The organism is Massilia sp. H6 (genome assembly GCF_024802625.1).
In the GTDB taxonomy this organism is placed as follows: Bacteria; Pseudomonadota; Gammaproteobacteria; order Burkholderiales; family Burkholderiaceae_D; genus Telluria.
Map to the genome: position 1 here is coordinate 2,729,513 of NZ_CP103371.1, position 24,140 is coordinate 2,753,652.

A 24,140-nucleotide genomic window follows, 5' to 3' on the forward strand; every position below is an offset into this window, starting at 1 on the left:
GGACGGCCGCGTCGTGGTTCAGGTGCGAACTGCGCCCGATTCAAGCGATTTGCGCAGCACTACTCCCGCACACGCCGCCAGCCGGCGCGACGGGTCGGCATGGTCGATGCCGGATTGTGGTCCTTGGTAACGGTCTTGCCATCGGCCGTCGTCGCGATGGTCTTGGTCTCGCCATTGGGCAGGCCGATATTGATGAAGCCGACCACCGCCGAATTGTTCGACAGCGTCGAGCCGGCGATCTCGCGCACCGGCTTGGCCGTGCACAGGTCGAGCTCGTAGATATTGCTGGTGCCGCCCACCGAACAGGCCGACGACGAACTGGGCACATTGGTCACGGTGGTCAGGGTGCCCAGTACGATCTTCGGGTCCAGATTGACCCGCTCGCCCCCGTTACGGTCGAAGTCCACATACCAGCCGGCCTGCGAGCCAAGGTCGACGTTGGCGCCGGCAATGGTATAAGTGTCGCCCCCTGCGCCCGTGGTCTTGGTCAGGGTCTGTTTGGCCATCAGCGCCTCGCTGCGCCACTGCGCCGCCGACACTGCCACCCCCGAATCGCGCAGCACGTAGGCCGATTGCGTCGCGGTGCTGCCGACATCGGTGATGTCGAGCAGGCGGCCGGTGCCGAAGGCCACCACGCGCTGCGCTTCCGGCACCGTGCTGCCCTGTTCATTGGTGATCTCGACCCGGCACAAGGCCACGTCGGGCCGGGTGGTGATCGGCTGGTTCACGCCGGCGTCGCCCATCTTCAGCATGCGCACCGTGCCCGGGCTGGTGAAATCGAAACGCCACATCTGCCCCAGGTTGTCGCCGCCATAGACAAAGGTCACAAGCGGGTCGGTAGTCGGATTGTTGGTGACCGCGGTGATCTTGGCCAGGCCCGAGGGCGTGGCCGTTGTGCCCGAATCGGTGCTGATGCGGTCGAGTACCGCGCCGGTGGCAACATCGACGACAAAGATATAGCCCTTGCCGCTGCCGCTGCCGACCCCGTCCACGCCCGGGATGTTGTTGTAGCCCGATGTCAGGAATACCACCCAGCGCTCTTCTGCGGCGGCGTTTTTCCAGGTCCCGAACTGCGGATTGCCGAATGACAGGCCGATTTCCGGCTCGTGGTTGATGCCGCTGCAAACGGTCGCGTCGGCGCAGGTTTCCCACAGCGCGCGCGGCTGTTCCGGGTCGGTGATGTCGAGCGCGTAATAGCCGCGCCCGCCCGCGTTCAGGCCGGCTACCAGCACGGTGCGCCATTTGCCGTCGATCTGCACGTCGCCCACCTCGGGCGAGCCGTCCACCGTGTACTGGTGGTTGGTGCCGTAGTTGACGCTGGCCTGGACATGCAGTTTCTTCATCGTGATGCGCGGCACATAGGCCCACAGCTCTTCGCCATTGGCGGCGTTGAAAGCATGCAGCATGCCATCGTTGGCGGCGGCATAGATAGTGCCAGGACGCGCCGCGTGCTCCACCTTGAAGTCGTTGTAGCCGGCGCGCGTATAGTTCTTGCGCGGGTCGCGCGCAAACGCCGGCTTGGCCGAGGCGATGTCGCCCAGCACGATCGGCACCGCCGCGGTCGATCCCGGCGCCACCGTATCGGCTTTGGTATAGGCGCGCATGACCGTGTCATCCGCATGGATCTGCTGGCCGCGCAGCCAGTTGACGATGTTGGCGCCGTTGTTGACGAGCGCGCGATTGGCGGCCGAGAGGTTGGCGCACTGCGCAAGCGCCCCGCACTTGCCGTCGAACCATGCGCGCTCGGCGTCGCTCATGCCGGCATAGGTGAACTCCTTGAGATCGCCGACGGCAAGGTCGAGCATCAGGATGCGGCGGGTATCCGTGGTGTCCGCTACCTTGAGCCCGACGATATTCGACGAATTCCAGATATCGGCGTTGCCAACGACGCCGGTGACGGTGTCGATCTTGCGCTTGGTAAGCTGGCCATACCATTTCACGGTGGTGAAGGTAGCCGAAAAGATGTCGTTGTCGAATTGCGAGATGTTCGGCGTCGAGGTTGCCGACGCGGCGGCGGCGCCGACCTTGACCTCGATGTTCGACAGCGCCTCGCGCAGGCCCTCGACCACCTGGAGCGGATCCGAGGCCGAGAAATACTTGCCGTGGCCATTGATCGCGGCATGCCACAGGTCGTCGACGCGCGACTGGTAGGCGGCCGAGCCGCTGTTGTCACCGGTGCGCGGATCCGGCCAGACATAGGCGCCGCCGTTGTTCCACGGGCAGCCGCTGGTCACGCCGGTAATGAGCTTGTAGAAGTCGCCGCCGAGCGCGGCGCCGGTGTCGTAGTTCGGCTCATAGGTCATGATGCCGTCCACGCCCAGGCCGAGCGCATAGGTCTTCATGTGCAGGCGGGTGTTCTCGCCCGGCGCCGCTGGCACCAGGCCCGGCTTGCTCCAGTCTTCCAGGCCGGGCCGCAGCGAATTGGTGCCCGTGTTCGAGCCGCCGTTATACCAGTACAGCGACACGTCGGCCAGCGAGTTCAGGGACTGGCTCGAGGGGTCGACGCAACCCTTCGAGCGCAGGCAGAAACGGCGCGCATCTTCCTGGTTGTCGTTGCTGACGACGTCGGCGGCAGCGTTGCCGTTCCAGTAGCCGTCGGTGGTGACGAAGGTGAAGTTCTGCTGGCATGGGAACTGGACGACTTCCTGGCCGCTGGCGTAGTTGTAGGGCGCCTGGTTCGCGAACATCTTGCCAATGGAGTGCAAGGCCTGGCGGATCGGGGTCGACTGGCTGCCGGTCATGGCGTACAGCGAGGTGTACCACGCGCTGCGGTGGTTGCCCGAGAACGGCGCGGGCTTGGTCATCGCACCTTCGGCCGCCGCGCTCGAGAGCGACACCAGCCCGACGTTGTAGTTGTCCGTGATCGGCTGGAAGGCCTGGCCGACCGACGTCTTCATCATCTGGTTGCGGGTCTTGTAGTAGCCGTGCCAGTTGGCGAAGTTGGTCATCTCCTCGTCGTAGGTGCAGGTGCTGGCGGCGCAGTCGGTGCGTCCGGGCGCGCGCGGATAGCTGGTGCGGGTCGGGACGATGTCGACCCGGACGAAAACCGAGGCGCCCAGTTCGGTCGCGGTCGCCGGGATCCCGTCGCTGACCGCCGAGGTCGTCGCGAAGCTCAGGTAGGGGGGATTCTTGCCGTTGTTGCTGAGCGAGCCGAGGGCGATATTATTACCCAAAGCGCTGGCGCTGGTGTCGACCAGGCAGACCGTATTGGCCGGGGCGCTCAAACAGATCGCCCCGCTGCCGCTGGCGCCGCCGACATAGGCGGTCAGCGTGCCCTTGGTGCCGATCTTGTTGCGGATGGCCAGCGCCACGGCGGCGGCGTTGATGTTGCGGTTGAAAGTCAGGTTACTCGAGAACAGGTTAGTGCCGCCAAAGCTTATCTGGCTTAATACCTGGTTCTTGCTGCCATTGGTGGTGCCGGTAACGGTCAGTAGGGCCGTCGACGACGTGCCGCTGGAGATGGTGAGCTCGGTGCCCGCGCGGCTGCCGTCCGAGGCCAGCGCGCACTGCGCCTTGGCCGTCGCACCCGGTGGACAGGTGAGGGGCAACACCGCGACGATGTTATTGGATTCGAGATTGACGCCCAGGCCGGAACAGGCCGGAACGCCTGCGCCGGTCGGGGTCCTGACGCAGGCCGTGAATGGCTGGGCCAGTCCGGCCCGGGCGATGATCGACGCCGCCAGCGCATTGGCGACCGCCTGCTGCTTGGCCGCGGTGTTGGTGCCGCTGGAGGCAGTCACGGCGACGTCGGTGATGACGGCCGCGCCGGCGCTGCCGGTGGCGGTGACGCTGTTGAGCGTCATCGCATTGCTGCTCGCAGAAGCGCCGATGGTGACGGTGCCGTACCAGAGAGCTGGACGATTCGGATCGGAGAAGCGCGGGTACTTGTAGTCGCCGACATACTTGGCCTGGCAATTGGTCAGTGCCTTCGAATTACACCAGCGCACCTTGGCCTCTACCGGGTAGCCAGGCGGCGCCGCGGCATTGACCGAGGTGACGCGGCAATTGGTCTTGCTGGCGTCGGTGCAGTACTCGGCGACGTTGATCAGGTAGTAGTAGGGATTGGCGGTAAAGTATTGCGGCGTGTAGCGATCGTCGTCCGGGAAACTGTAGCCGTTGCGGTTGTAGGCGCAGTTGTTGTTGCTGGTGTCGCACCAGCGCAGGTCGGGGAAGCCCGCCGCCAGGTTGGTCCGGTCGCCTACGCTACCGAGCAGGTCGCTCCGGTTGATGCCGAAGCCGTCGGTACTCACCGAAGTCCAGGCCGCAGTGGCGGCACGGTCCTGTGCAGGATAGGTGGTGCCGTCGGCCCTGACCGGTGGGCTGTAGCGCACCCGTGGATCGTAATACTGGCGGTTGAAGTCCGGGCTGGTGTACGGCGGGTCGCCCACGCGGCAGCCGCGCGTGGTGCTCATCGTGGCGCGGGCACGGCAGGTCGTACTGTCGTCCACGTAGTCTGGCGTGAACGTGCTGCTCATCGACCCCGAGTTATCGTACAGCAGCATCAGGTTCGGCTTGACCGTACCGCTGCCCGTGATGTTCAGCAGCGGCAGCTGGGCGATGGCGGTCGGCGCGGCCTGGGCCGGCTGGGTCGACAGCGCCAGCACCAGCAGGGACAGCATGCGGAGAGTAAGACTGTTCATACGGGTTCCGATATTCAGGTTGCGGCGCTGGTCGTCACGGCTCAGGCGCCGATCAGGACCACCATCTGGGTGATGACGTTGCCACCCTTGGGGCCGTCGATGCGAGCGGTGATGACATAGTGAAGCTGCGGCACGCCGGCATAGACCGGCGAATCCGAGGCCAGGCTGTCGCCCAGCCGCACGGTATTGCCGAGCGTGGAGGTATTGGCGGCGGTCTGCACGCAATCGTTGCCGGCATCGCTGTACGGCAGGTTATCCACGGCGCACATGCGATGGATGACATAGCGGATACGGTTGCCGGCGGCGTCCTGGACCTCGCGCGAGCCGTCCCAGAAATCGGCCGAGCGCACGGTGTTTCGGGTGTTGAGCGAGGCGCGGTAGCCCTGCGCCGGAAAATGGCTGTCGAGCTGCACCTTGTTGGTCGCTGCGGTGGTACTGAGCCACTGGAAGCCGGTGTGCAAGCCGAAGTCGGCGGCGCGCGCCAGCGCCGCATCGTAGGCCAGGTTGGAGGCAGTCATGGTGGTCGAATTACTCGCGCGCAGCAGAAAGATGCTCGACACCAGCATCACCAGCAGCATGATCAGCATGACCGGCAGTGCGATGCCGCGCTGGCGTTTGACGGATGGATGCATCATGCGGTCGGTCTCCAGCCGGCATTGCGCAGCGGCACGATGGTTTCAAAGACGCGGTAGCGGTAGCAGCGCCAGTTGACTGCATCGCCGGCCACCGCAACGTCGACCATGACCGGCACCGCGGTCACGCCCAGCGGCTCCCCGGTAGCGAACACGGTCGGGCGCACGGTGGTTGCCATGCACTGGCCGCTTGATGCATCGGGTCGTTCGGGATTCTTTGCGCGCGCCACCACGGCAAGGCGCAGGGCCGCCACGCGTTGGTAGTCGCCGGCGCCACCCACGACGCCATCGCCGTCGGCATCGATCATCGTGGCCGACCAGGTGCCGACGCGGACTCCTTCTTCCGGCAGGAAGGCCGCGCCAGTGCGGGTGTCGAAGCCGTATTGCGCCTTGAGCGAAACGATGTTGTCCGCTACCGCCTGCGCAGCTGCACCCGCGCCGGCCAGGTCGGTGGCACGCAGGCGCAGGTAGCCGCCTTCGACCGTCCAGCTGCGCAGCGCCAGGCGCGCGGTTGGTCCGAGGTTGAAGATACGCGAGGCGCCACCCGTGTATTGCGCGCCGAGGCCGCCGTCGTTGAAGCGGTTGCCGACGCCTGCGATCATGACGTATTGCTGCGAAGGCGGCGGCGCCAGGCTTTCAGGATCCGAAGACACCTGGGCCAGCGAGCAGCGCCCGCCCACCGTTTCGGGCGCGACCAGGATCACGTCTCCTTGCGCAAAGCCATACGGGACCCGGTCGACGTCGATGCGGGTGCCGCCGATGTAGTCGCTGGTAATGCGCAGCGTGCCGGTGCCGCTGGGCGAGCTGCCGGCGTAGAGCGAGAGCCGGTCCGGCGCTGCGCCATTGACTCCTGCAGCGCCCGGCTCGATGATGGCCGCCGCAATCGGGCGCACCGCAGTGGCGCCGCGCAGCGCCGGCGCCAGTTCATAGTTGTCGGCGTCGTCGAGCACCGTGTCGCAGCCGACGATCAGGGGATCGTTCAGGCCGAAACCCGCATTCTCGGCGTCGCCGCTGATCGAGAACATCGCGACCATGCCGTTCTGCATCGAGTCCGAGCCGCCCAGCGCGGCCTGCTTGTTGCGTTCGGCATCGGTCATCACGCGGGTGGCGAACATCACCGCCAGCAGACCGATGAGCACGCTGACCATCAGCTCGACCAGCGAAAATCCACCGGAAAAAGCGCGTGCCGGCCGGCCGGTGCGTGGGCGATGGCGCCGCGTCATGTGGACCCCGCGAAATAGGATGTGATGCGGTGGGTATTGAGCGGCAAATCGCTCGTGCGGCGCCAGCTGATCGCAATATCCACCATGGCCGGCGCGCCAGGCGTGGCGACAGTCACGGCGATGGTGATGGTGGCGCCGGGAATCAGGCGCCGGGTTTCGGTGTGCCAGGGCGCGAGCCGGGTGGACGGAAGCGCACTGGCCGCGACCTGGTAGTCGGCAAGGTTGGCAAGGTCGGTATTCATCACGCCCAGCAGCTTGTCGGCGGCGATGGTCGCCTCGGCGCGCAGGCCGGCGTCGGACAGCGCCGAATAGGCGCGCGCCTGCAAGCCGATCGTGCCGAGCAGTCCGATCGCCAGGATCACGGCGGCGAGCAAGGCTTCCAGCAGCGCTATGCCGGACTGAGCACCCCGAGCGCGCCTCATGCGGGGCACCTGCGCGCGTCGCCGGCAGGGGCCGCCGGGTCGCAGCGGGAGGCCACGCCGGCCAGGGTCAGCACCACGCTCGCGGCCGGAAAGGCTGCCTCGCCAGCAGGCGCCAGGTCGATCCGCATCATGCGGGTACCGGCCAGGGTGTCGACCCAGCCGAGCGGCGTGAAATACACCGAGGTAGCCTCGTCCGGCCCGGTGCTGACCGCCAGGCGCGCGGTGTCGGGCAGCGCATCGGCACTGCGCACGATCGACGTCACGCCAGCGCCGCTGGCCTGCGCCGGGCGCACTGGCTCGCTCACCGTCGACCAGTTGCCGTCTTCATCGTTGCAGGGGCTCTCAGGGGTGGGAAAGCACAAGTCGACGCGCCAGTCGTACTGGCCGCTGATGGCGTTTTCGATTAGCACCAGGCGGCTGGCGCCGTTATGGGCCAGTGCCTGCGCACGGGCCAGCGCCAGCCCTTCGGCGTAGAACTGGGTAGCGGCGGCGGCCCTGGTGGCGGCCAGCCAGTCGCTCATGCGCGGCACCCCCATGGCCAGCACGATGGCGAACACCGCAAGCGCGATCATGGCTTCGACCAGCGTAAAACCGGCGCAATTGCCGGCGCGACTCCGGACGCAGCGCGAAGGCAGCGGGAGGCTTATTGGGTGCACGTGCCCTCCTCGCGGTCGACCCAGCAGGTGTCGCTGCCGGTCCACCCTTGCGGCACGGCCGTGGTGGCGCGATTGCCGTTCTGGTCGATGGTGTAGACGAAACCGTCGACGCTGCCCTCGCCGGTGGCGGTCAGCACATAGGCGCTGGCGCTGGCGCTGGTCAGCTTGAAGGTGAAATTATCGGTATCGGCTGGCATCTGGGCCAGCGCTGCGGCGTCGAAGCCGGCATAGGTGCGGTTGTTCGACCAATGCTGCTCCATGCGCGGCTGCACCCCGGCCAGGCCAGTGAATGCTTCGGTCAGGCGCGCCCGCATCACGTAAGCGCTGTACGACGGCAAGGCGACTGCCGTGAGGATGCCAACGATGACCACCGCGATCATGATTTCGATGAGGGTGAATCCGGCCTGGCGCTTGTACATGGGTGTTCTCCGAGGGAACCGGCGGATTGCCGGAATGTTTCCGTAAGGAATGATAACCCACAAAGCTTGCATTTCCCTGAGGAAATCCTGACAGTTAGCTGACAGGTGCGCGAATGCAACGTCGGGTCAAACGGGCGGGAACCGTACCGAGACCGCCGTGCCCTTGCCGTCCGGACCGCTGGCCAGCGTCACCACGGCGCGATGCACAAGCGCGATGTCTTGCACGATCGCCAGCCCAAGCCCGCTGCCGCTGCTGTGTTCATCGAGCCGGGCGAAACGCTGGAATACCCGCTCCCGCTGTTCAGGCGCGATCCCGGGGCCGGAATCGTCGACCGTGAACAGCGCGCCCTCTAGCGTCGCGCGGCAATGCACGGTGACGGTGCCCTGCTCCGGCGTATAGCGCAGCGCGTTGTCGACCAGGTTGTCGACCAGGTCGCGCAGCAGATAGCGCTCGCCGTCGACCCAGGCCGGCTCCAGTGCGAAACCGAGGTCGATCCACTTGCGCGCTGCCTGCTCCACGAACGGCTGGACCGCTTCCGCTACCATGGCGGCCAGATCCAGCCGCGCCAGTGGCGCCCGCTCAAACCGTTCCGGGCCGGCGCGCTCGAGCGACAGCAGCTGGTTGGCCTGGCGGATCATGCGCTCGTTGGCGCTCAGCAGCAGTTCGATTACGCGGCCGCTGTCGGGGTCGCCGTGATGGCGCGCGGCCAGCCATTCGAGCTGCAGGCGCAGACCCGCCAGCGGGGTGCGCAGCTGGTGCGCGACATTCGCGCGGAAATCGTCCTGGGCTTTGCTGCCTGCAGCAATCCGGTCGAGCAAGGCATTGAAGGCCGTGACCAGCGGCGCCAGCTCGCGCGGCATACCGGCATCGTCGAGCGGGGCCAGGTCGGCGCTGCCGCGCGCATCCAGGCGGGTGCGCAGCCGCGCCAGCGGCGCCAGGCCGTTGCCGACCGAAAACCAGACCAGCCCTACGAGAGCCAGGCCGAGCAGCAGCTCGAACAGCAGCAGCGCCCGCACCATGGCCGAGCGCACCTGCTGGCGCTGCAACAGCGTACGCGCTACTGCCACCTCGACCGGGCCACCCGGCATGGCGACCAGTACGCTCGCGGTGCGCACCGGTTGCCCGTGCATGCTGGCATCGCGCACCGGGCCGCTAACACCGGCGTGACGCGGCGGAAACGCGGGGTCGCCAGCCAGCACCCGCCCCTGGCGGTCGCGCACCACGAACCAGCTGGCGTCGGGCGTGCCCGGGCCCAGTACGGGCGCGGCCACGTCTGGTAGCGCAATACGCACGGTGCCGCCTTCCCGATGCAGGCGCGCAGCCAGGCCGCTGGCGGCGTCGAGCAAGCCCTGGTCGAAGGCCAGCTGGGCCGGCGTCCACGCCAGTAGATAGGTCAGCGTCGCGGCGACCAGGTTAAAGATCAGAATCGGGGCGACCAGCCATTTGAGCAGCCGCAGCCGCAGGCTAGTCATGCGACGCCGGCTTGGGCAGGAAGACCGGGGCCGCCAGTCACGTCGCTTCCAGCAGGTAGCCGAAACCGCGGATGGTGCGGATCGCCACGCCCGCGCCGTCTAGCTTCAGGCGCAGCCGCGAGACATACACTTCGACCGCATTGAGTGTCAGGTCGTCGCCCCAGGGCGCGATGGTGTCGATGATCTGCTGCTTCGAGACTACCCTTCCCGCCTGCAGCAGCAGATATTCGAGCACCGCCCACTCGCGCGCCGACAAGTCGAGGGCGCGTTCTCCCACGCGCGCGCGGCGACTGCTGCTGTCGAGTGTGAGCTGTCCCAGGACGAGTTGAGCGGGCAATGGGGCGTTGCGCCGGGCCAGCGCGCGAATGCGCGCGACCAGTTCGGCGGTGGCGAAAGGCTTGACCAGATAGTCGTCGGCACCGAGCTCGAGACCGCGTACCCGGTCTTCCACGGCGTCGCGCGCGGTCAGCAGCAGCACCGGTGTGGCGCTGCCGCGCGCGCGCAGGCGGCGCACGACGTCGAAGCCATCGATGCCGGGCAAGCCGATATCCAGCACGATCACTGCGGGAGCCGGGCCAGCCCCGCCCTGCAGGCGGGCGTCGGCCACCAGGCCATCGCGCAGCAGTTCGACCTGCATGTCCTGCGCCGCCAGCGCGCGCACCAGGCCGTCGGCGAGTACGGCATCGTCTTCGACCAGCAACAAGGAAAGGGGCATCGGGAAAGCAGGCGAAAATAAGACAGGCGAATTATGCGGCATTTCGTTGCCATAGCCAAAAAAAGCGCCTTAACACCCCGTTCTACCCAGTAGGACTGGGCTGACAACCGGGGATGCGCCAAGCCTACACAGGGGCGACTGCCAGTCTTATGTTCGGCAACAGACTATAGCTTTAATGTTCACACATCGCGATGAGGCAAGAAAACAAGCCCACCAGTCGCCCCCGATGCACGTTAGAGATAAGAGGACAACCAATGAACAACACTCAATTTGGCGGTTTGCAAAAAGCCCAAAACAAGATTGCAGCCACGAGTGAAGCGATGAAAACACCGTCCCGCCCTGTTGTCAGCTATAGCGGTACCCAGCAGAACGAACTGCTCGGCGCCCTGCCGCGTGCAGACCTGGAAAGCCTGTTCGAACAACTGGAACTGGTTCCACTGCCATTTGGCAAAGAGTTGTTCGAGTATGGCAGCAAACTCGAATACGTGTATTTCCCGACCACCGCAATCGTGTCATTGCTCTACGTGATGGAAGACGGCGCCACTACCGAAATCGCCGTGGTCGGCCACGAGGGCGCAGTAGGCGTGTCGCTGTTCATGGGTGAACGCGCAACCTGCAGCGCAGTGGTCCAGAGCGCGGGCTACGGCTACCGCCTCAAGGCCCAGTTCCTGCGTGATGCCTTCAACCGCGGCGGCGCCCTGCCCCAACTCTTGATGCGCTACACCAACGCCCTGTTTGCCCAGATGGCCCAGAATGCCGTCGGTGGCCGCCACAGCTCGATCGAACAGAAGCTGTGCCGCTGGCTGCTCGATCGCCTCGACCGTTCGGCAAGCAACGAGTTGAAAGTGACCCAGGAACTCATCTCGATCATGCTGGGCGTGCGCCGCGAAAGCATCACGGCGGCAGCTGGCAAGCTGCAGGACGAAGGCCTGATTCAATACCGCCGCGGCAACATTACCGTACTTGACCGTGCTGGCCTCGAAGACTATGCCGGCGAATGCTACAAGGTTGCCAAGTCGGAATACGACCGCCTGCTCATGGATGTGGCACGTTAAAACTAGCCTGCGCTCCCTGGGGAGCAGTTGACAAGGGGGTCTCCGGTAACGCGGTAGACCCCTTTTGATTGGGAAGATCCGGCAGTTCCAGCGCAGCTGCTAGCTAGCCGCCGGCTCGGTCTAATGCCACGTCATGCGTTGCCGCCATCGCCGTTACCATCGTCGCTTGCAAGGCCGTGGCCTCGGCCGAGCCCTCGGCCGCGCCCGGTGCGGCAGCGGGCAGCCAGGCGCGCACGCAGGTCCCGATGCCGTTGACTCCGCGTTCCACCACCAGGCTTCCGCCGAGCAGCAAGGCGCGTTCGCGCATACCCAGCAAGCCGTGCGACTTCGATTTCGCCATCGCGTCGGCAGCGATGCCGATGCCGTCATCGGTAATTTCCAGTCCCCAGCCATCGGGTTCCTGCGTGAGATTGACGATGACGCTGCGCGCCTGCGCATACTTGGCAATGTTGTTCAGGGCTTCCTGGGTGATCCGGAACAGCGCGATCGACTGCATCGGACCGGCCACATCTGCCCCAGCGTCGATCAGGGCGTCGCAGTCGAGTCCTGTCACGCGCGCATAATCGGCACAATAACTTTGCAATGCCGCGGACAATCCCATGTTGTCGAGCAAGCTAGGCCGCAAATTCTCGATGATGCGGCGCTTGAGCTGGACGGTGTCGACCAGTGTCTTGCGTGCGCGGCCAAGCTTGGACGCCAGTTCGGGGTAGGAATGGCGCAACTGCTCGCCGACGGTAGTCAAATCCATGCCGATGGCGGTCAGGTTTGCCCCCATTTCGTCGTGCAGCTCTCTTGCCAGGCGCGACTTTTCTTCTTCCTGCACCTTGATCAGATGACGTGACAGTACCGACAATTGCGCAGTGCGCTCGGCAACGGTATGTTCGAGAGTATCGTTGGTATCCTGCAAGGCACGTTCCGCCGACAGATGCAATCCAAAACTGCGCCGCACCAGGTTGTGAAACAGCAGGATCACCAGGATCGCCAGCGCATTGATACCAACGCCAAGCATGACCGTCGAGCGCGACTGGCTGTAGAAGTCAGCGCTGCGGGTAGCAAACAATTCGTTCTGTTCGCGCGTCATGATCACGATCTGCAGGCGGATCTCGTCCATGTTTCCACGGTCATCGGCCGCCGCGAAGATGGCAACGATGTCGGCCAGGCCGCCCTCGCGGTAGACCTGGAGCGATTGATGCATGAGGGCGAGCTTGCGTTGCACGAGCGCGCGCAGCTGGGCCAGGTTCGTAGATTGGGAAGGGTTATCTGCCAGCAGAAGCCCGAGGGCGCGAAATTGGCTGTTTATTTGCTGCGGCGCAGCGTGCAAGGCATTCAAGTTGACTGCCGCACCGGACAGGAAATAACCGCGCAGGCCGCTCTCGGCATCGGTAATGAACAGGTTCAGGTCTTGCAGCTCATCGGATACGCGCGCGGTCTGCGCCTGCAGGGCGTTAGCCGAGCGTAGATCGTCAAGATTGCGGACCAGGAAGATCGCGTTGATGACCAGGATGACCACGCAAGCCAGGCACAACAGGGTCTTGGAGAGCGGCAGACCGGCAGCCGGCTTGCCGTCATGGGCGGTAGAAAAGTACATGAGCTTCCTTTCGCGCAACTTATTCCGTCCGGCATGATTATACGGGGGGCGGCGAATTGTTGCAGAGCAAAACGGATGCGATGCGGAAGAAGCGGTCAAGCAAGGCGACAAGCCTCGCAGAAAAGAAAGCGCGCCATGGTCTCGGCGCGTTGGCAACTCAATCGAGCAGGTTGTTCTTCATGGCGTAATAGGTCAGGTCGCTGTTGGACTGCAGTCCCATTTTTTCCATGATGCGGGTACGGTAAGTCGACACCGTCTTGATCGACAGCGACAGTGCATTGCCGATGTCCGACACCGTCGCGCCCTTGGCAAGGCGCAGGAATACCTGGAATTCGCGATCGGACAGTTCCGTGTGCAGCGCGGTGTTGGGATCGCGGTCGAAACTTTGCGCGAGCAGTTCGCCCACGGTCGAGCTGACGTAACGGCGACCCTGGAACACGGTGCGCACGGCTGTCTTGAGCTCGTCGGCTTCGCATTCCTTGTTCAGGTAGCCGTTGGCACCCATCTTGAACAAATTGAGTGCGTACTGCTGTGCCGGGTAACCCGACAGGATCAGCACCGGAAGATTCGGCTGCCCCTGGCGAATGGTGCGCAGGATGTCGATGCCGCTTTGATCGGGCATGGCAATGTCGAGCAGCAGCACGTCGCAAATCTCGCGGCGAGCGATGTCGAGGGCTTCACGCCCGGTAGCGCCTTCGGCCACGACTTCAAAGTCGCCCGACGACGAGAAAATCTGTTTGAAACCTGCTCGAACTATTTGGTGATCGTCACAAATGGCAACGCGTATCATTGTCTTCCCTTAAATTTTCCCTGTTCAGGAAAGTGCCAGATCCGTTCTCCACGCCCCGGCTTACATGCATTCAATCCGGCATGCCCGCAGGTGACATTCTAACACTCCGGCGCTGAGCATCAATACCGCACGCAACTGCTGAGTTACTAAAAACGGCGTAGCCATATGCGGAGTGTTCCAGGACTGGCGCTGCAGGCTGTTGCGGCACAGTGCCCGGCCGTGCGCAAGCGCTCAGGCGCTACTGCTGTCGTGCCTGAGCACGGCAAGAATGTCCAGCAGCTCACCGCGCACCCGAGCGACATCGATTGCCGGCACGCTTGGCGCCGCGTCGTTCTCGGGCTGAAGCGCCCCTTCGTGACCGCGGCCGTCAAGGCGGTTGCGGGCGCCGCTGATGGTAAACCCCTGCTCGTACAGCAATTCACGGATACGCCGGATCAACAGTACTTCGTGATGCTGGTAGTAACGGCGATTCCCCCGGCGCTTGACCGGCTTGAGCTGGGTGAATTCCTGCTCCCAGTAGCGCAGCACGTGGGGTTTGACACCACACAGTTCGCTGACTTCGCCGATCGTGAAATACCGTTTGGCTGGGATCGGCGGCAACACGGCCAGGTCGGATTTGAGGGGTCGGTCGGTCATCTAGCAGTCATCGAGTACTCAAGCGGCACGTGCCAGCGAACTCGCGGCAGGACTGGTCTCTTCGACCATAGCCTTGAGTTTCTGGCTGGCGTGGAAAGTCACGACGCGGCGCGCCGTGATCGGAATTTCTTCCCCGGTTTTCGGATTGCGGCCCGGACGCTGTGGCTTGTCGCGCAACTGGAAGTTGCCGAAGCCGGACAGCTTGACCGCTTCGCCGCGCTCGAGTGCGTTGCGGATTTCGTCGAAAAAGGTTTCGACCATATCCTTGGCTTCGCGCTTGTTCAGGCCGACCTGCTCGAACAGCAGTTCGGCCAGCTCGGCCTTGGTCAGGGTCGGCAGGCCTTTTTCCGCTTCGGCCCGCACCCGCGCCACTTGCATCGCACGATGCAGATCAGCCGCCAGTGCTTCCTGGAACACGGCCGAGTCAAGGTCGTTGTTGTTAATTTTGAAGCCCTACCTTCAGTGAAAGCAATGTTTTGGAAGATTACGAACGCAACTTGGCGCCGAGTTTTGCTTCGGCAGCCTGGGCGATTGCAGCCATGATGGCATCCACCGCCTCGTCTTGCAGCGTCGATTGAGTATCTTGCAAGCCAAAGCGGAAAGCAAGGCTTTTTTCATCCGCCTCCAAACCCTTGCCGCGGTATTCATCAAACAAAACAACGGCTTGCACGATCTTTCCACCTGGATTTGCCGCGATTTCCGCTTGCATGACATCGAGCACATCCTGGGCCGCGACACCCTGCTTGACCACCAGTGCCAGGTCGCGCGTAGCTCCGGGAAACTTGGAAATCTCGGTGTAGGCCGGCACCGCGCGCCCGCGCAAGGCCTCGGCATCGACCTCGAACACGACCGGCGCCTGCGGCAGATCATATTTTTGCAGCCAGCGCGGATGCAGTTCGCCGATGAAGCCGATCCGCTTGCCCGCGAACTCGACGAAAGCGCTGCGGCCCGGATGCAGCGCCGGATGCTCGCCCTTCACGAACCGCAGCGTCAGCGGCGCAAACAGTGCCTCCAGGTCGGCCTTGAGGTCGAAATAATCGACCATGCGGGTCTTCTCGCTCCATTGCTCGTCGAGCGCGGGACCGTAGGCAATGGCGGCGACGTGCTTGGGCTGCTCGAAACCGGCCACGCTCAAGGGGCCATCGGGCACCATCGGATTGCGCATGAAGACGCCGCCAATTTCGAAGGCCCGCACCCGGCCGGCCTTGCGGTTGACGTTGTAGCGCACGTTGGCAACCAGGCTGCCGACCAGGTTCGAGCGCATCACGCTCAGCTGGCTGGCGATCGGGTTCTGCAGCCGGATCGGATCGGCATTCGCGGCAAAATCCTGTTCCCACTGGGCTTCCACGAAGCTCATGTTGACCACTTCCTGGTAACCCAGGCCAGCGAGCTGGTGGCGGATCGCGAACAGCGAGCGGGTATTTTCCGGCTCGACCAGCATGCTGCTTGGCGCGACCGGCGGTCGGGTCGGGATGTTCTCGAAGCCGTAGACGCGCGCGACTTCCTCGATCAGGTCTTCCTCGATCTCGATATCGAAACGGTAAGACGGCGCGGTCACGTGAAACACGCCTTCGGCAAACGTGAACGGCAGCTGCAGGCGGGTGAAGATGTCGGCGACGACTTCATCGGTGAGCGGCACGCCGATCACTTTGGCGGCGCGCGCAGTGCGCATGGCAACCGGCACCGGTTGCGGCAGGTTCACCGACTGGTCGTCGACCGGCCCCACCCTGGTCTGCGCGCTACCGCAGATCTCGACGATCAGTGCCGTGATGCGCTCGATGTGCTCGACCGTGGTGGCGTAATCGACACCACGCTCGAAGCGGTGCGCCGCATCGGTCGAGAAATTGAACTTGCGGGCGCGGCCCTGGATCGCATTGGGCCACCAGAACGCCGCTTCCAGATAGATATCGGTGGTATCGAGGGTGACGGCACTGGCATCGCCGCCCATGATCCCTGCCAGCGACTCGATTCCCCGGTCGTCGGCGATCACGCCGACCCACTCGTCGATCTCGACCGTATTGCCGTTCAGGAGCGTGAGCGACTCGCCCGTCCTGCCCCAGCGTACGTCCAGGCCACCATGGATCTTGTTCATGTCAAACACGTGGGTTGGCCGCCCCAGCTCGAGCATGACGTAATTCGAAATGTCCACCAGGCTCGATACCGGGCGCTGGCCACTGCGCTCGAGGCGCTGCTTCATCCAGTCGGGCGTGGCCGCGCGCGCGTTCAGGCCGCGGATCACGCGTCCCGTGAAACGCCCGCACAGGTCCGGCGCGGAAATCGTCACCGGCAGCGTCTCGTCCAGCGTCACCGGCACCAGGCGCGTGGTTGGCAGGTGCAGCGGCGCGCCGGTCAGGGCCGCGACTTCGCGCGCCACGCCCAGCACCGACAGGCAGTCGGCCTTGTTCGGGGTCAGCTTGATGGTGAATTTCAGGTCGTCCAGGCCGAGATAGTCGCGAATATTGGCGCCAACCGGCGCGTCGGACGGCAACGCCATCAGGCCGTTGCTCTCTTCCGAGATCCGCAGCTCCTTCGCCGAGCACAGCATGCCCTGCGACTCGACACCACGCAGCTTGCCGGTCTTGATCTCGAAGGGCTTGCCGTCCGCGCCAGGCGGCAGCAGCGCGCCCGACATGGCGCAGATCGCCTTCATTCCGGCGTGCACGTTGGGCGCGCCGCAGACGATGTTGAGCAGCGTGCCGGTACCGACATCGACCTGGCAGACATTGAGGCGGTCGGCGTTCGGGTGCTTGGCCACTTCCTTGACCTCGGCTACCACCACGTTCGTGAACGGCGGCGCAACCGCCTCGACTTCCTCGACTTCAAGGCCGGACATCGTCAGCAGATGGGACAGCTCTTCCGAACTCAAAGTCGGATTAACCATGGAACGGAGCCAGTTTTCGGAGAATTGCATAATCTTTTGCCTTGTAAGCGCGTGACTTGTCAGGTGTTGGTACTAGTTGTACTGAATGTACTGAATCGGCGACCGAATTAATTAAATTGCTTCAGGAATCGCAGGTCGCCCTCGTAGAACAGGCGCAGGTCGTTGATTCCGTAGCGCAGCATCGTCAGGCGCTCGAGGCCGGAGCCGAACGCGAAGCCAATGAATTTTTCCGGATCGAGCCCGAAATTGCGCACCACCGTTGGATGCACCTGACCGGCACCCGACACTTCGAGCCAGCGGCCCTTGAGCGGACCGGAACCGAAGGCGATGTCGATCTCGGCCGACGGTTCGGTGAACGGAAAGTACGAGGGGCGGAACCGCACCTGGAGATCGTCGGTCTCGAAGAAGGCCTTGACGAAATTCAGGTAGACGCCCTTGAGGTCGGCGAACGAGATATCTTCGCCGATCCACAGGCCTTCGACCTGGTGGAACATCGGCGAGTGGGTGGCATCGCTGTCGACGCGGTAGGTGCGCCCCGGTGCGATCACCTTGATCGGCGGCGTATGGGTGCGCGCATAGCGCACCTGCATCGGGCTGGTATGGGTGCGCAGCAGCAGCGGCTTGCCGGTACTGTCGTTGCCTTCGATGTAGAAGGTATCCTGCATCGAGCGCGCGGGATGGTTTTCCGGGCTATTCAGCGCAGTGAAATTGGTCCAGTCGTTTTCGATCTCGGGCCCGTCGGCCACGTCGAAACCGATCGAGCGGAAGATCTGCTCGACGCGTTCCCAGCTGCGCATCACCGGATGAATGCCGCCCCTGGAGCGGCCGCGGCCTGGCAAGGTTACATCGATAGCCTCGGCATTGAGGCGTTCCTCGAGCTGGGCCATGGCCAGTGCTTCGCGGCGGGCGGTCAATGCGCTTTCGATTTTTTCTTTTGCGGCATTGATCAAGGCACCCTGCGCCTTGCGCTGTTCGGGCTCGAGCTTGCCGAGGCCCTTCATCAGGTCGGTGACCTGGCCGGTCTTGCCGAGGTATTTGGCTTTGGCGTTTTCAAGCGCAGCAGCATCCGCGGCGGCGCCAAAATCAGCCTGGGCCGAGACGACGAGTTCTTCCAGCGAGTTCATGCGATTTTTCCTGTTTCGATGGTGGCGGGAGCCACAGGGGCAGTGGTGAAACGGTGTCGGTTTAACAAGGCCCCACAATCAAAAACGGGGCACAGGTCGTTGAAAACCTCTGCCCCGCTCTTTTCGCATCGCATGCAGCGATGCTGGTATTACCGGCGAACTGCTATCAAGCAGCCAGCTTGGCCTGGACAGCGCTGACAATCGCGGCGAATGCCGGCTTGTCATGCACAGCCATGTCGGCCAGAACCTTGCGGTCCAGTTCAATTCCGGACTTCTTCAGGCCGTTCATGAACACGCTGTAGGTCATGCCGTGCGAACGCGACGCCGCGTTGATACGGGTGATCCACAGTGCGCGGAAGACGCGCTTCTTGTTGCGGCGATCGCGGTATGCGTATTGGCCAGCGCGCATGACTGCTTGCTTGGCAACACGGTATACCTTGCTGCGGCGACCGCGGTAGCCTTTGGCAAGTTCAAGAACTTTTTTGTGACGGGCACGTGCAGTAACCCCACGTTTTACTCGAGGCATATTAGCTCCTTGTGTGTGAGATTAAGCAGATGGCATCATGCGGAGAACGCTAGTCACGTCCGACGCATTGATGTTACGGGTACCACGCAGCTGACGCTTGTTCTTGGTGGTCTTCTTGGTCAGGATGTGACGCTTGAACGCCATACCCGACTTGACGGTACCACCTGGACGCACGCGGAAACGCTTCTTCGCGCTGCTTTTGGTTTTCATTTTTGGCATAGTCATCTGCCCGTACTAGGGACAGCCTCATATGTGACAGGATTGCAGGTGGCAGCGATGCTGCTCTTGGATGCCTACTTTCACTTGTCTTGCAGCGGAACTCGAGACACCTTAGCACCCGCTACAACCTGTTTCGAAAAACAGGAACCGCAGATCATAACACAGAATGAAGGCGACTGGACAGGGTGTTGCGCTGCCGCACGCACAGGCACCACGAGCGCAACCAGGCCCGGGGCTGCAGCTATTGCTGCAACCCCGGGCCTGGCCTGGCGATCTTGCAAACGAAGATTACTTCTTTTTCTTCGGTGCGACGATCATGATCATCTGGCGTCCCTCGAGTTTCGGGAACTGCTCGACCTGACCGACTTCGTCGAGGTCGCCGCGCAGGCGTTCGAGCATGCGCATACCGATATCCTGGTGGGCCATTTCGCGACCGCGGAAACGCAGCGTGATCTTGGTCTTGTCGCCCTCTTCCAGGAACTTGATGAGGTTGCGCAGCTTGATGCTGTAATCGCCTTCATCGGTGCCCGGACGGAATTTGACTTCCTTGACCTGGATGATCTTCTGCTTCAGCTTCGCTTCGTGCGCCTTCTTCTGCTCCGAATACTTGAACTTGCCGTAGTCCATCAGGCGGCACACCGGCGGGACCGCCGTTGGCGCGATCTCGACCAGGTCGACGTTCAGTTCTTCGGCCATGCGGAACGCATCCGCCAGGCTGACGATGCCCAGTGGTTCGTTCTCTACACCATTAAGGCGCATTTCGGGATGGGTGATCTCGCCGTTGATGCGATTCTGCTTGTCAGTAGCTATGTTGTTTCCTTTGAAAGTATTTGAGTAGGCCGGGGATTATTTCGTCTTCGCGGCGACTTCCGCCACCAGACGCTCCACGAGCGCGTCGACAGGCATGACACCCAGATCGACATTGCCGCGGGCACGCACGGCCACAGTATTGGCTTCCCGTTCCTTGTCGCCAATAACTAGAATATACGGCAACTTTTGGACGGAATGCTCACGTATTTTATAAGTAATTTTCTCGTTCCGCAAATCAGCGTGAACGCGCAGGCCCGCTTGCTTAAGCTTGGCGGCCACTTCTTTCACGTAATCGGCCTGTGCATCCGAGATATTGAGCACCGCCACTTGCGTCGGCGCCAGCCACAGCGGCAGTGCGCCGGCATAGTTTTCGATCAGGATGCCGATGAAGCGCTCCATCGATCCGACGATCGCACGGTGCAGCATGACCGGCACCTTGCGGGTGTTGTCTTCTGCTACATATTCTGCGCCCAGGCGGCCAGGCATCGAGAAGTCGACCTGCATGGTGCCAACCTGCCAGGGGCGGCCCAGGCTATCCTTCAGGTGGTATTCGATCTTCGGACCGTAAAAAGCGCCCTCGCCTGGCAACTCGGTCCACTCCACGCCGCAGGCGCGCAGTGCGCTGCGCAGCGCCTCTTCGGCCTCGTCCCACACCTCGTCGGTGCCGATGCGGCTTTCCGGACGCAGCGCCAGCTTGACGTCGATATTCGTGAAACCGAAGTCGTCATACACTTCCATCGCCTGCGCATGGAAGGCGGTTACTTCGGCCTCGATCTGTTCTTCGGTACAGAACACGTGGCCATCGTCCTGGGTGAAGCCGCGCACGCGCATGATGCCGTGCAAGGCGCCCGAAGACTCGTTGCGGTGGCACTGGCCGAACTCGCCGTAACGCAGCGGCAGGTCGCGGTAGCTCTTCATGCCCGAGTTATAGATCTGCACGTGGCCAGGGCAATTCATCGGCTTGAGTGCATACGAGCGGTTTTCCGACTCGGTGGTGAACATGTTCTCGCGATAGTTATCCCAGTGACCGGTCTTCTGCCACAGGGTGACGTCGAGGATCTGTGGCGCCTTGACCTCGTCATAGCCATTCACCTGGTATTTGTGGCGCATGTATTGCTCTACCTGCTGCCAGACGGTCCAGCCCTTCGGGTGCCAGAAGATCAGGCCCGGTGCTTCTTCCTGGAAGTGAAACAGGTCCAGCGCCTTGCCGAGCTTGCGGTGATCGCGCTTTTCGGCTTCTTCCAGCATGTGCAGGTAATGTTCCTGGTCTTCTTTCTTGGCCCAGGCGGTGCCATATACGCGCTGCAGCATCTCGTTCTTGGAGTCGCCGCGCCAGTAGGCGCCGGCCAGCTTCATCAGCTTGAACACCTTGAGCTTGCCCGAGGACGGCACGTGCGGTCCGCGGCACAGGTCGGTAAAGCTGCCTTCCGAATACAGCGAGACGTCCTCGCCGGCCGGGATCGAGGCGATGATCTCGGCCTTGTACTCTTCGCCGATCGACTTGAAGTAGGCGACGGCTTCGTCGCGCGGTAGCACCTTGCGGGTGACCGGCTCATCCTTCTTGGCCAGTTCGACCATCTTCTTCTCGATCTTGACCAGGTCGTCCGGGGTGAACGGGCGCTTGTACGAAAAATCGTAGTAGAAGCCGTTCTCGATCACCGGGCCGATGGTGACCTGGGCGTCCGGAAACAGCTCCTTGACCGCGTGCGCCAGCAGGTGGGCGGTCGAGTGGCGGATCACGTCCAGGCCTTCCGGATCGCGCTCGGTCACGATCGCCAGCTCGGCGTCTTGCTCGATCAGGAAAGAGGTGTCGACCACCTTGCCATTGACCTTGCCGGCGAGCGCTGCCTTGCCGAGGCTGGTAGCGATGCTGGATGCCACCTGGGCTACCGTGACGGGGCCGTCGAACTGACGGCTGGAGCCATCGGGAAGTCGAACGTTGAGCATGCTGTTCTCCAATTGGCGCGCCGCGCCGCTAATGTAAAAGATAGTGAAAGCTGAAATTCGATGGACGAAAAAAAACGCGCACCAGGCGCGTTTGTTTCAGTGTGTTGAGCAAAAGAACACCATACCGCGTCTAGCGATTCCCCCACAACCAGGTTGTAGTTCGCGGTGTCATAACCGTGCGTGCCTTTCTCGCTCTTACAGTTCTTGCTTGATATTCTGGTGGGCGGTGCAGAATTCGAATCTGCGACCCCTTGGATGTCGACCAAGTATTCTAACCAGCTGAACTAACCGCCCAATCCCTGCATTATAAGGAGCGCCGGCGCGATCCGCAAGGCTTGTCACGGAAAAAGTTTCCTGGAGAGCCTGCCTGCCCCGCCAGCGCCCTTTGCCTTACACTGTCGAGCAAGACAACACGCCACAGCCACGATGTCCGCCCAGCCCACCGAACGCACGTCCGCCCACTTGCATGCCCACCTCGACGGCGATGCGCGTCACGGCCATACCGTCGAGGGGCGCAGCCCACGTGCCCTGGCGATCGCGCTCGGGCTGACGCTGCTGTTCGCCGTGGTCGAAGTCGTGACCGGCTTCATTTCCAATTCGCTGGCCCTGATTGCCGACGCCGGCCACATGGTGACCGATGCGGCGGCGCTGGGCCTGGCGCTGCTGGCCCAGATGATCGCCCGCCGCCCCCCTTCTGCGCGCCATTCGTTCGGCTTCGTGCGCGCCGAAGCGCTGGCGGCGTTCGTGAACTGCCTGGCCTTGCTGGCGCTGGTTGCCTGGATCGGGTGGCAGGCGATCGCGCGCCTGCTGCATCCGGAACCCGTGCAAGGTGGCGTGGTGCTGGTGGTCGCCAGTATCGGCGCCTGCATTAACCTGGTGGTGGCCTGGGTGCTCTCGCGCGACAACCAGAGCATCAATACCCGCGCCGCGCTGGTCAATGTCATGGGCGACCTGCTCGGCTCGCTGGCGGCGATCGCCTCCGGCGCCGTCATCTATTTCACTGGCTGGCTGCGGGTCGACCCACTGCTGTCGCTGTTCGTGGCGCTGCTGATCCTGCGCTCGACCAGCAGCATCCTGCGCGAGTCCTACCACTTTCTGATGGAGGCAGTGCCAGGCCAGATCGACTATCTCGAGGTCGGCGCCAACCTGAAGGCAGTCAGCGGCGTACTCGACGTTCACGACCTTCATGTCTGGGACATGTCGCCCGGCCACCCTGCATTGATCGGCCACCTCGAAATAGCCAGCCTCGAGCAGTGGCCAGGCATACTCGAGGCAGTGCGCGTCATGCTGCGCGAAAAACACGGCATCGACCATGTAACGCTGCAGCCGGAAGCAGCCGGCGGTAAATCGCTGTAGGCGCTGTAAGCCAGCTCTTACTTCGCGCTAGCCCGCACGCCGATACCCGCCAGGCCCGATGCTCAGCATAATCGCCCCATGGACTGTGATCGCACCGTATTCGATACCCTTATCATTGGCGGCGGGCCGGCCGGCTTGACCGCTGCCCTTTACCTGCGCCGTTTCACGCGGCAAGTTGCCCTGGTCGACAAGGGCAACAGCCGGCTGTCGTGGATTCCCGTTTCGCACAATTACCCGGGCTTTCCAGATGGTATTAACGGCAAGGTCCTGCTCGAGAAACTGCGCCAGCAACTAGGCAACTATGGCGGTAGCGTGATGCCTGGTGAAATTATCAGCCTGCGCCTGGAAGACGGCCAGTTCGTGGCCGAATATGCCCCGGCCGATGGCGGCGGCAATTGCGAGCTGCGCGCATTGACGGTCCTGCTGGCCAGCGGCGTAGCCGACGCCGGCATGCCGGTCGAGCGCTGGGACGAAGCAGTACTGTCTGGCGCGGTTCGCCTGTGCCCGGTATGCGACGGCTGGGACGTGATCGACAAGCGCATCGGCGTGGTCACCTCCGAGACCAATCCGGTGGGCCATGCCCTGTTCATGCGAACCTTCAGCGCCGACGTGCTGCTGTTCGAACGCTGCGACGAATCGACTCTCACCACCGAGGAAAAGCAGCAGTTGGCCGCCGCCGGGGTCAGGCACGTGCTGTCGCCGCTGGCCGGCGTGACCATGAGCCAGGACATGACCCCCATCCTGCATACGAAAGACGGTGAAGACTACCACTGCGACGTGTTCTACCCGATGCTGGGAGAAACCGCCCGCTCCGACCTGGCCAGCGCACTTGGCGCCGAGACCGTGGAATGCCGCAAGCTGCTGGTGGACGAACATTGCCGCACCTCGGTGCCGGGATTGTTCGCGATCGGCGACGTCACGCGCGGCCTGAACCAGATCGCGGTGGCTACCGGGCAGGCGGCGCTGGCGGCGACTGCCATCCACAATGCGTTGCCGTGGGCGCTGCGCTGCGCGAACTCCTGAGACCA

At 63.3% G+C, this 24,140-nt stretch carries 21 protein-coding genes and 1 tRNA gene; 3 read left to right on the forward strand and 19 right to left on the reverse strand.

All coding sequences use genetic code 11. From position 1 onward, the window contains the following. Positions 1-59: 59 nt before the first annotated feature. The 8 genes from NRS07_RS12130 to NRS07_RS12165 form a co-directional block, all read right to left on the reverse strand. Positions 60-4,640 (reverse strand): pilus assembly protein, encoded by a 4,581-nt coding sequence (locus NRS07_RS12130; protein ID WP_259207214.1) that lies wholly within the window; start codon positions 4,638-4,640, stop codon positions 60-62. 41 nt (positions 4,641-4,681) lie between these two features. Beyond that, positions 4,682-5,275 carry a hypothetical protein gene (locus NRS07_RS12135; protein ID WP_259207216.1) on the reverse strand — a complete coding sequence of 198 codons (594 nt, stop codon included), beginning with the start codon at positions 5,273-5,275 and terminating at the stop codon, positions 4,682-4,684. Further along, positions 5,272-6,495 (reverse strand): PilW family protein, encoded by a 1,224-nt coding sequence (locus NRS07_RS12140; RefSeq protein ID WP_259207217.1) that lies wholly within the window; start codon positions 6,493-6,495, stop codon positions 5,272-5,274. The genes NRS07_RS12135 and NRS07_RS12140 overlap by 4 nt, the downstream gene beginning before the upstream one ends. Next, positions 6,492-6,917 carry a hypothetical protein gene (locus tag NRS07_RS12145; RefSeq protein ID WP_259207219.1) on the reverse strand — a complete coding sequence of 142 codons (426 nt, stop codon included), beginning with the start codon at positions 6,915-6,917 and terminating at the stop codon, positions 6,492-6,494. The genes NRS07_RS12140 and NRS07_RS12145 overlap by 4 nt, the downstream gene beginning before the upstream one ends. Next, complete coding sequence (locus NRS07_RS12150) at positions 6,914-7,573, reverse strand: Tfp pilus assembly protein FimT/FimU (protein WP_259207220.1); 660 nt, start codon at positions 7,571-7,573, stop codon at positions 6,914-6,916. Before NRS07_RS12150 ends, NRS07_RS12145 begins: the two co-directional genes overlap by 4 nt. Continuing rightward, on the reverse strand, positions 7,561-7,992 hold the full coding sequence (locus NRS07_RS12155; protein WP_259207223.1) for a type IV pilin protein: 432 nt from the start codon (positions 7,990-7,992) through the stop codon (positions 7,561-7,563). The genes NRS07_RS12150 and NRS07_RS12155 overlap by 13 nt, the downstream gene beginning before the upstream one ends. 126 nt (positions 7,993-8,118) lie before the next feature. Further along, positions 8,119-9,465: a sensor histidine kinase gene (locus tag NRS07_RS12160; RefSeq protein WP_259207225.1), complete on the reverse strand. Its 1,347-nt coding sequence runs from the start codon at positions 9,463-9,465 to the stop codon at positions 8,119-8,121. 37 nt (positions 9,466-9,502) lie between these two features. Beyond that, complete coding sequence (locus tag NRS07_RS12165; RefSeq protein WP_259207226.1) at positions 9,503-10,180, reverse strand: response regulator transcription factor; 678 nt, start codon at positions 10,178-10,180, stop codon at positions 9,503-9,505. Positions 10,181-10,434: 254 nt separating this feature from the next. On the opposite strand from NRS07_RS12165, the gene NRS07_RS12170 reads away from it, so the two are divergent. Beyond that, positions 10,435-11,235 carry a Crp/Fnr family transcriptional regulator gene (locus NRS07_RS12170; RefSeq protein WP_373889827.1) on the forward strand — a complete coding sequence of 267 codons (801 nt, stop codon included), beginning with the start codon at positions 10,435-10,437 and terminating at the stop codon, positions 11,233-11,235. A 103-nt stretch (positions 11,236-11,338) separates the two neighbouring features. Here the strand turns inward: NRS07_RS12170 and NRS07_RS12175 are convergent, their stop codons facing one another. The 11 genes from NRS07_RS12175 to NRS07_RS12225 all read right to left on the reverse strand — a co-directional run bounded on the left by NRS07_RS12175 (position 11,339) and on the right by NRS07_RS12225 (position 22,050). Then, positions 11,339-12,823 carry a CHASE3 domain-containing protein gene (locus NRS07_RS12175; protein ID WP_259207230.1) on the reverse strand — a complete coding sequence of 495 codons (1,485 nt, stop codon included), beginning with the start codon at positions 12,821-12,823 and terminating at the stop codon, positions 11,339-11,341. A 157-nt stretch (positions 12,824-12,980) separates the two neighbouring features. Next, positions 12,981-13,613, reverse strand: coding sequence for a response regulator transcription factor (locus NRS07_RS12180; protein WP_091873377.1), 633 nt, complete (start codon positions 13,611-13,613; stop codon positions 12,981-12,983). 231 nt (positions 13,614-13,844) lie between these two features. Next, positions 13,845-14,249 (reverse strand): MerR family transcriptional regulator, encoded by a 405-nt coding sequence (locus NRS07_RS12185; protein ID WP_259207238.1) that lies wholly within the window; start codon positions 14,247-14,249, stop codon positions 13,845-13,847. Between the two features lie 18 nt (positions 14,250-14,267). After that, complete coding sequence (locus NRS07_RS12190; RefSeq protein WP_259213212.1) at positions 14,268-14,627, reverse strand: integration host factor subunit alpha; 360 nt, start codon at positions 14,625-14,627, stop codon at positions 14,268-14,270. A gap of 106 nt (positions 14,628-14,733) precedes the next feature. Next, on the reverse strand, positions 14,734-17,160 hold the full coding sequence (pheT, locus tag NRS07_RS12195) for a phenylalanine--tRNA ligase subunit beta (protein ID WP_259207240.1): 2,427 nt from the start codon (positions 17,158-17,160) through the stop codon (positions 14,734-14,736). Positions 17,161-17,237: 77 nt separating this feature from the next. Then, complete coding sequence (pheS, locus tag NRS07_RS12200) at positions 17,238-18,254, reverse strand: phenylalanine--tRNA ligase subunit alpha (protein ID WP_259207242.1); 1,017 nt, start codon at positions 18,252-18,254, stop codon at positions 17,238-17,240. Between the two features lie 166 nt (positions 18,255-18,420). Continuing rightward, a complete protein-coding gene (rplT, locus tag NRS07_RS12205) occupies positions 18,421-18,780 on the reverse strand; it encodes a 50S ribosomal protein L20 (RefSeq protein WP_259207244.1) in 360 nt (119 codons plus the stop codon). A gap of 21 nt (positions 18,781-18,801) precedes the next feature. Then, entirely contained in the window at positions 18,802-18,999 is a 198-nt protein-coding gene (rpmI, locus tag NRS07_RS12210; protein ID WP_057262756.1) for a 50S ribosomal protein L35, read from the reverse strand. Positions 19,000-19,287: 288 nt separating this feature from the next. Further along, positions 19,288-19,809 (reverse strand): translation initiation factor IF-3, encoded by a 522-nt coding sequence (gene infC, locus NRS07_RS12215; RefSeq protein ID WP_259213221.1) that lies wholly within the window; start codon positions 19,807-19,809, stop codon positions 19,288-19,290. A 36-nt stretch (positions 19,810-19,845) separates the two neighbouring features. Then, a complete protein-coding gene (thrS, locus tag NRS07_RS12220; RefSeq protein ID WP_259207262.1) occupies positions 19,846-21,756 on the reverse strand; it encodes a threonine--tRNA ligase in 1,911 nt (636 codons plus the stop codon). 217 nt (positions 21,757-21,973) lie between these two features. Beyond that, positions 21,974-22,050, reverse strand: a tRNA-Val gene (locus tag NRS07_RS12225). A 132-nt stretch (positions 22,051-22,182) separates the two neighbouring features. On the opposite strand from NRS07_RS12225, the gene NRS07_RS12230 reads away from it, so the two are divergent. Then, positions 22,183-23,112, forward strand: a complete 930-nt coding sequence (locus NRS07_RS12230; protein ID WP_259207263.1) for a cation diffusion facilitator family transporter — start codon at positions 22,183-22,185, stop codon at positions 23,110-23,112. 78 nt (positions 23,113-23,190) lie between these two features. Beyond that, entirely contained in the window at positions 23,191-24,135 is a 945-nt protein-coding gene (locus NRS07_RS12235; protein WP_259207265.1) for an NAD(P)/FAD-dependent oxidoreductase, read from the forward strand. Positions 24,136-24,140: the final 5 nt, after the last annotated feature.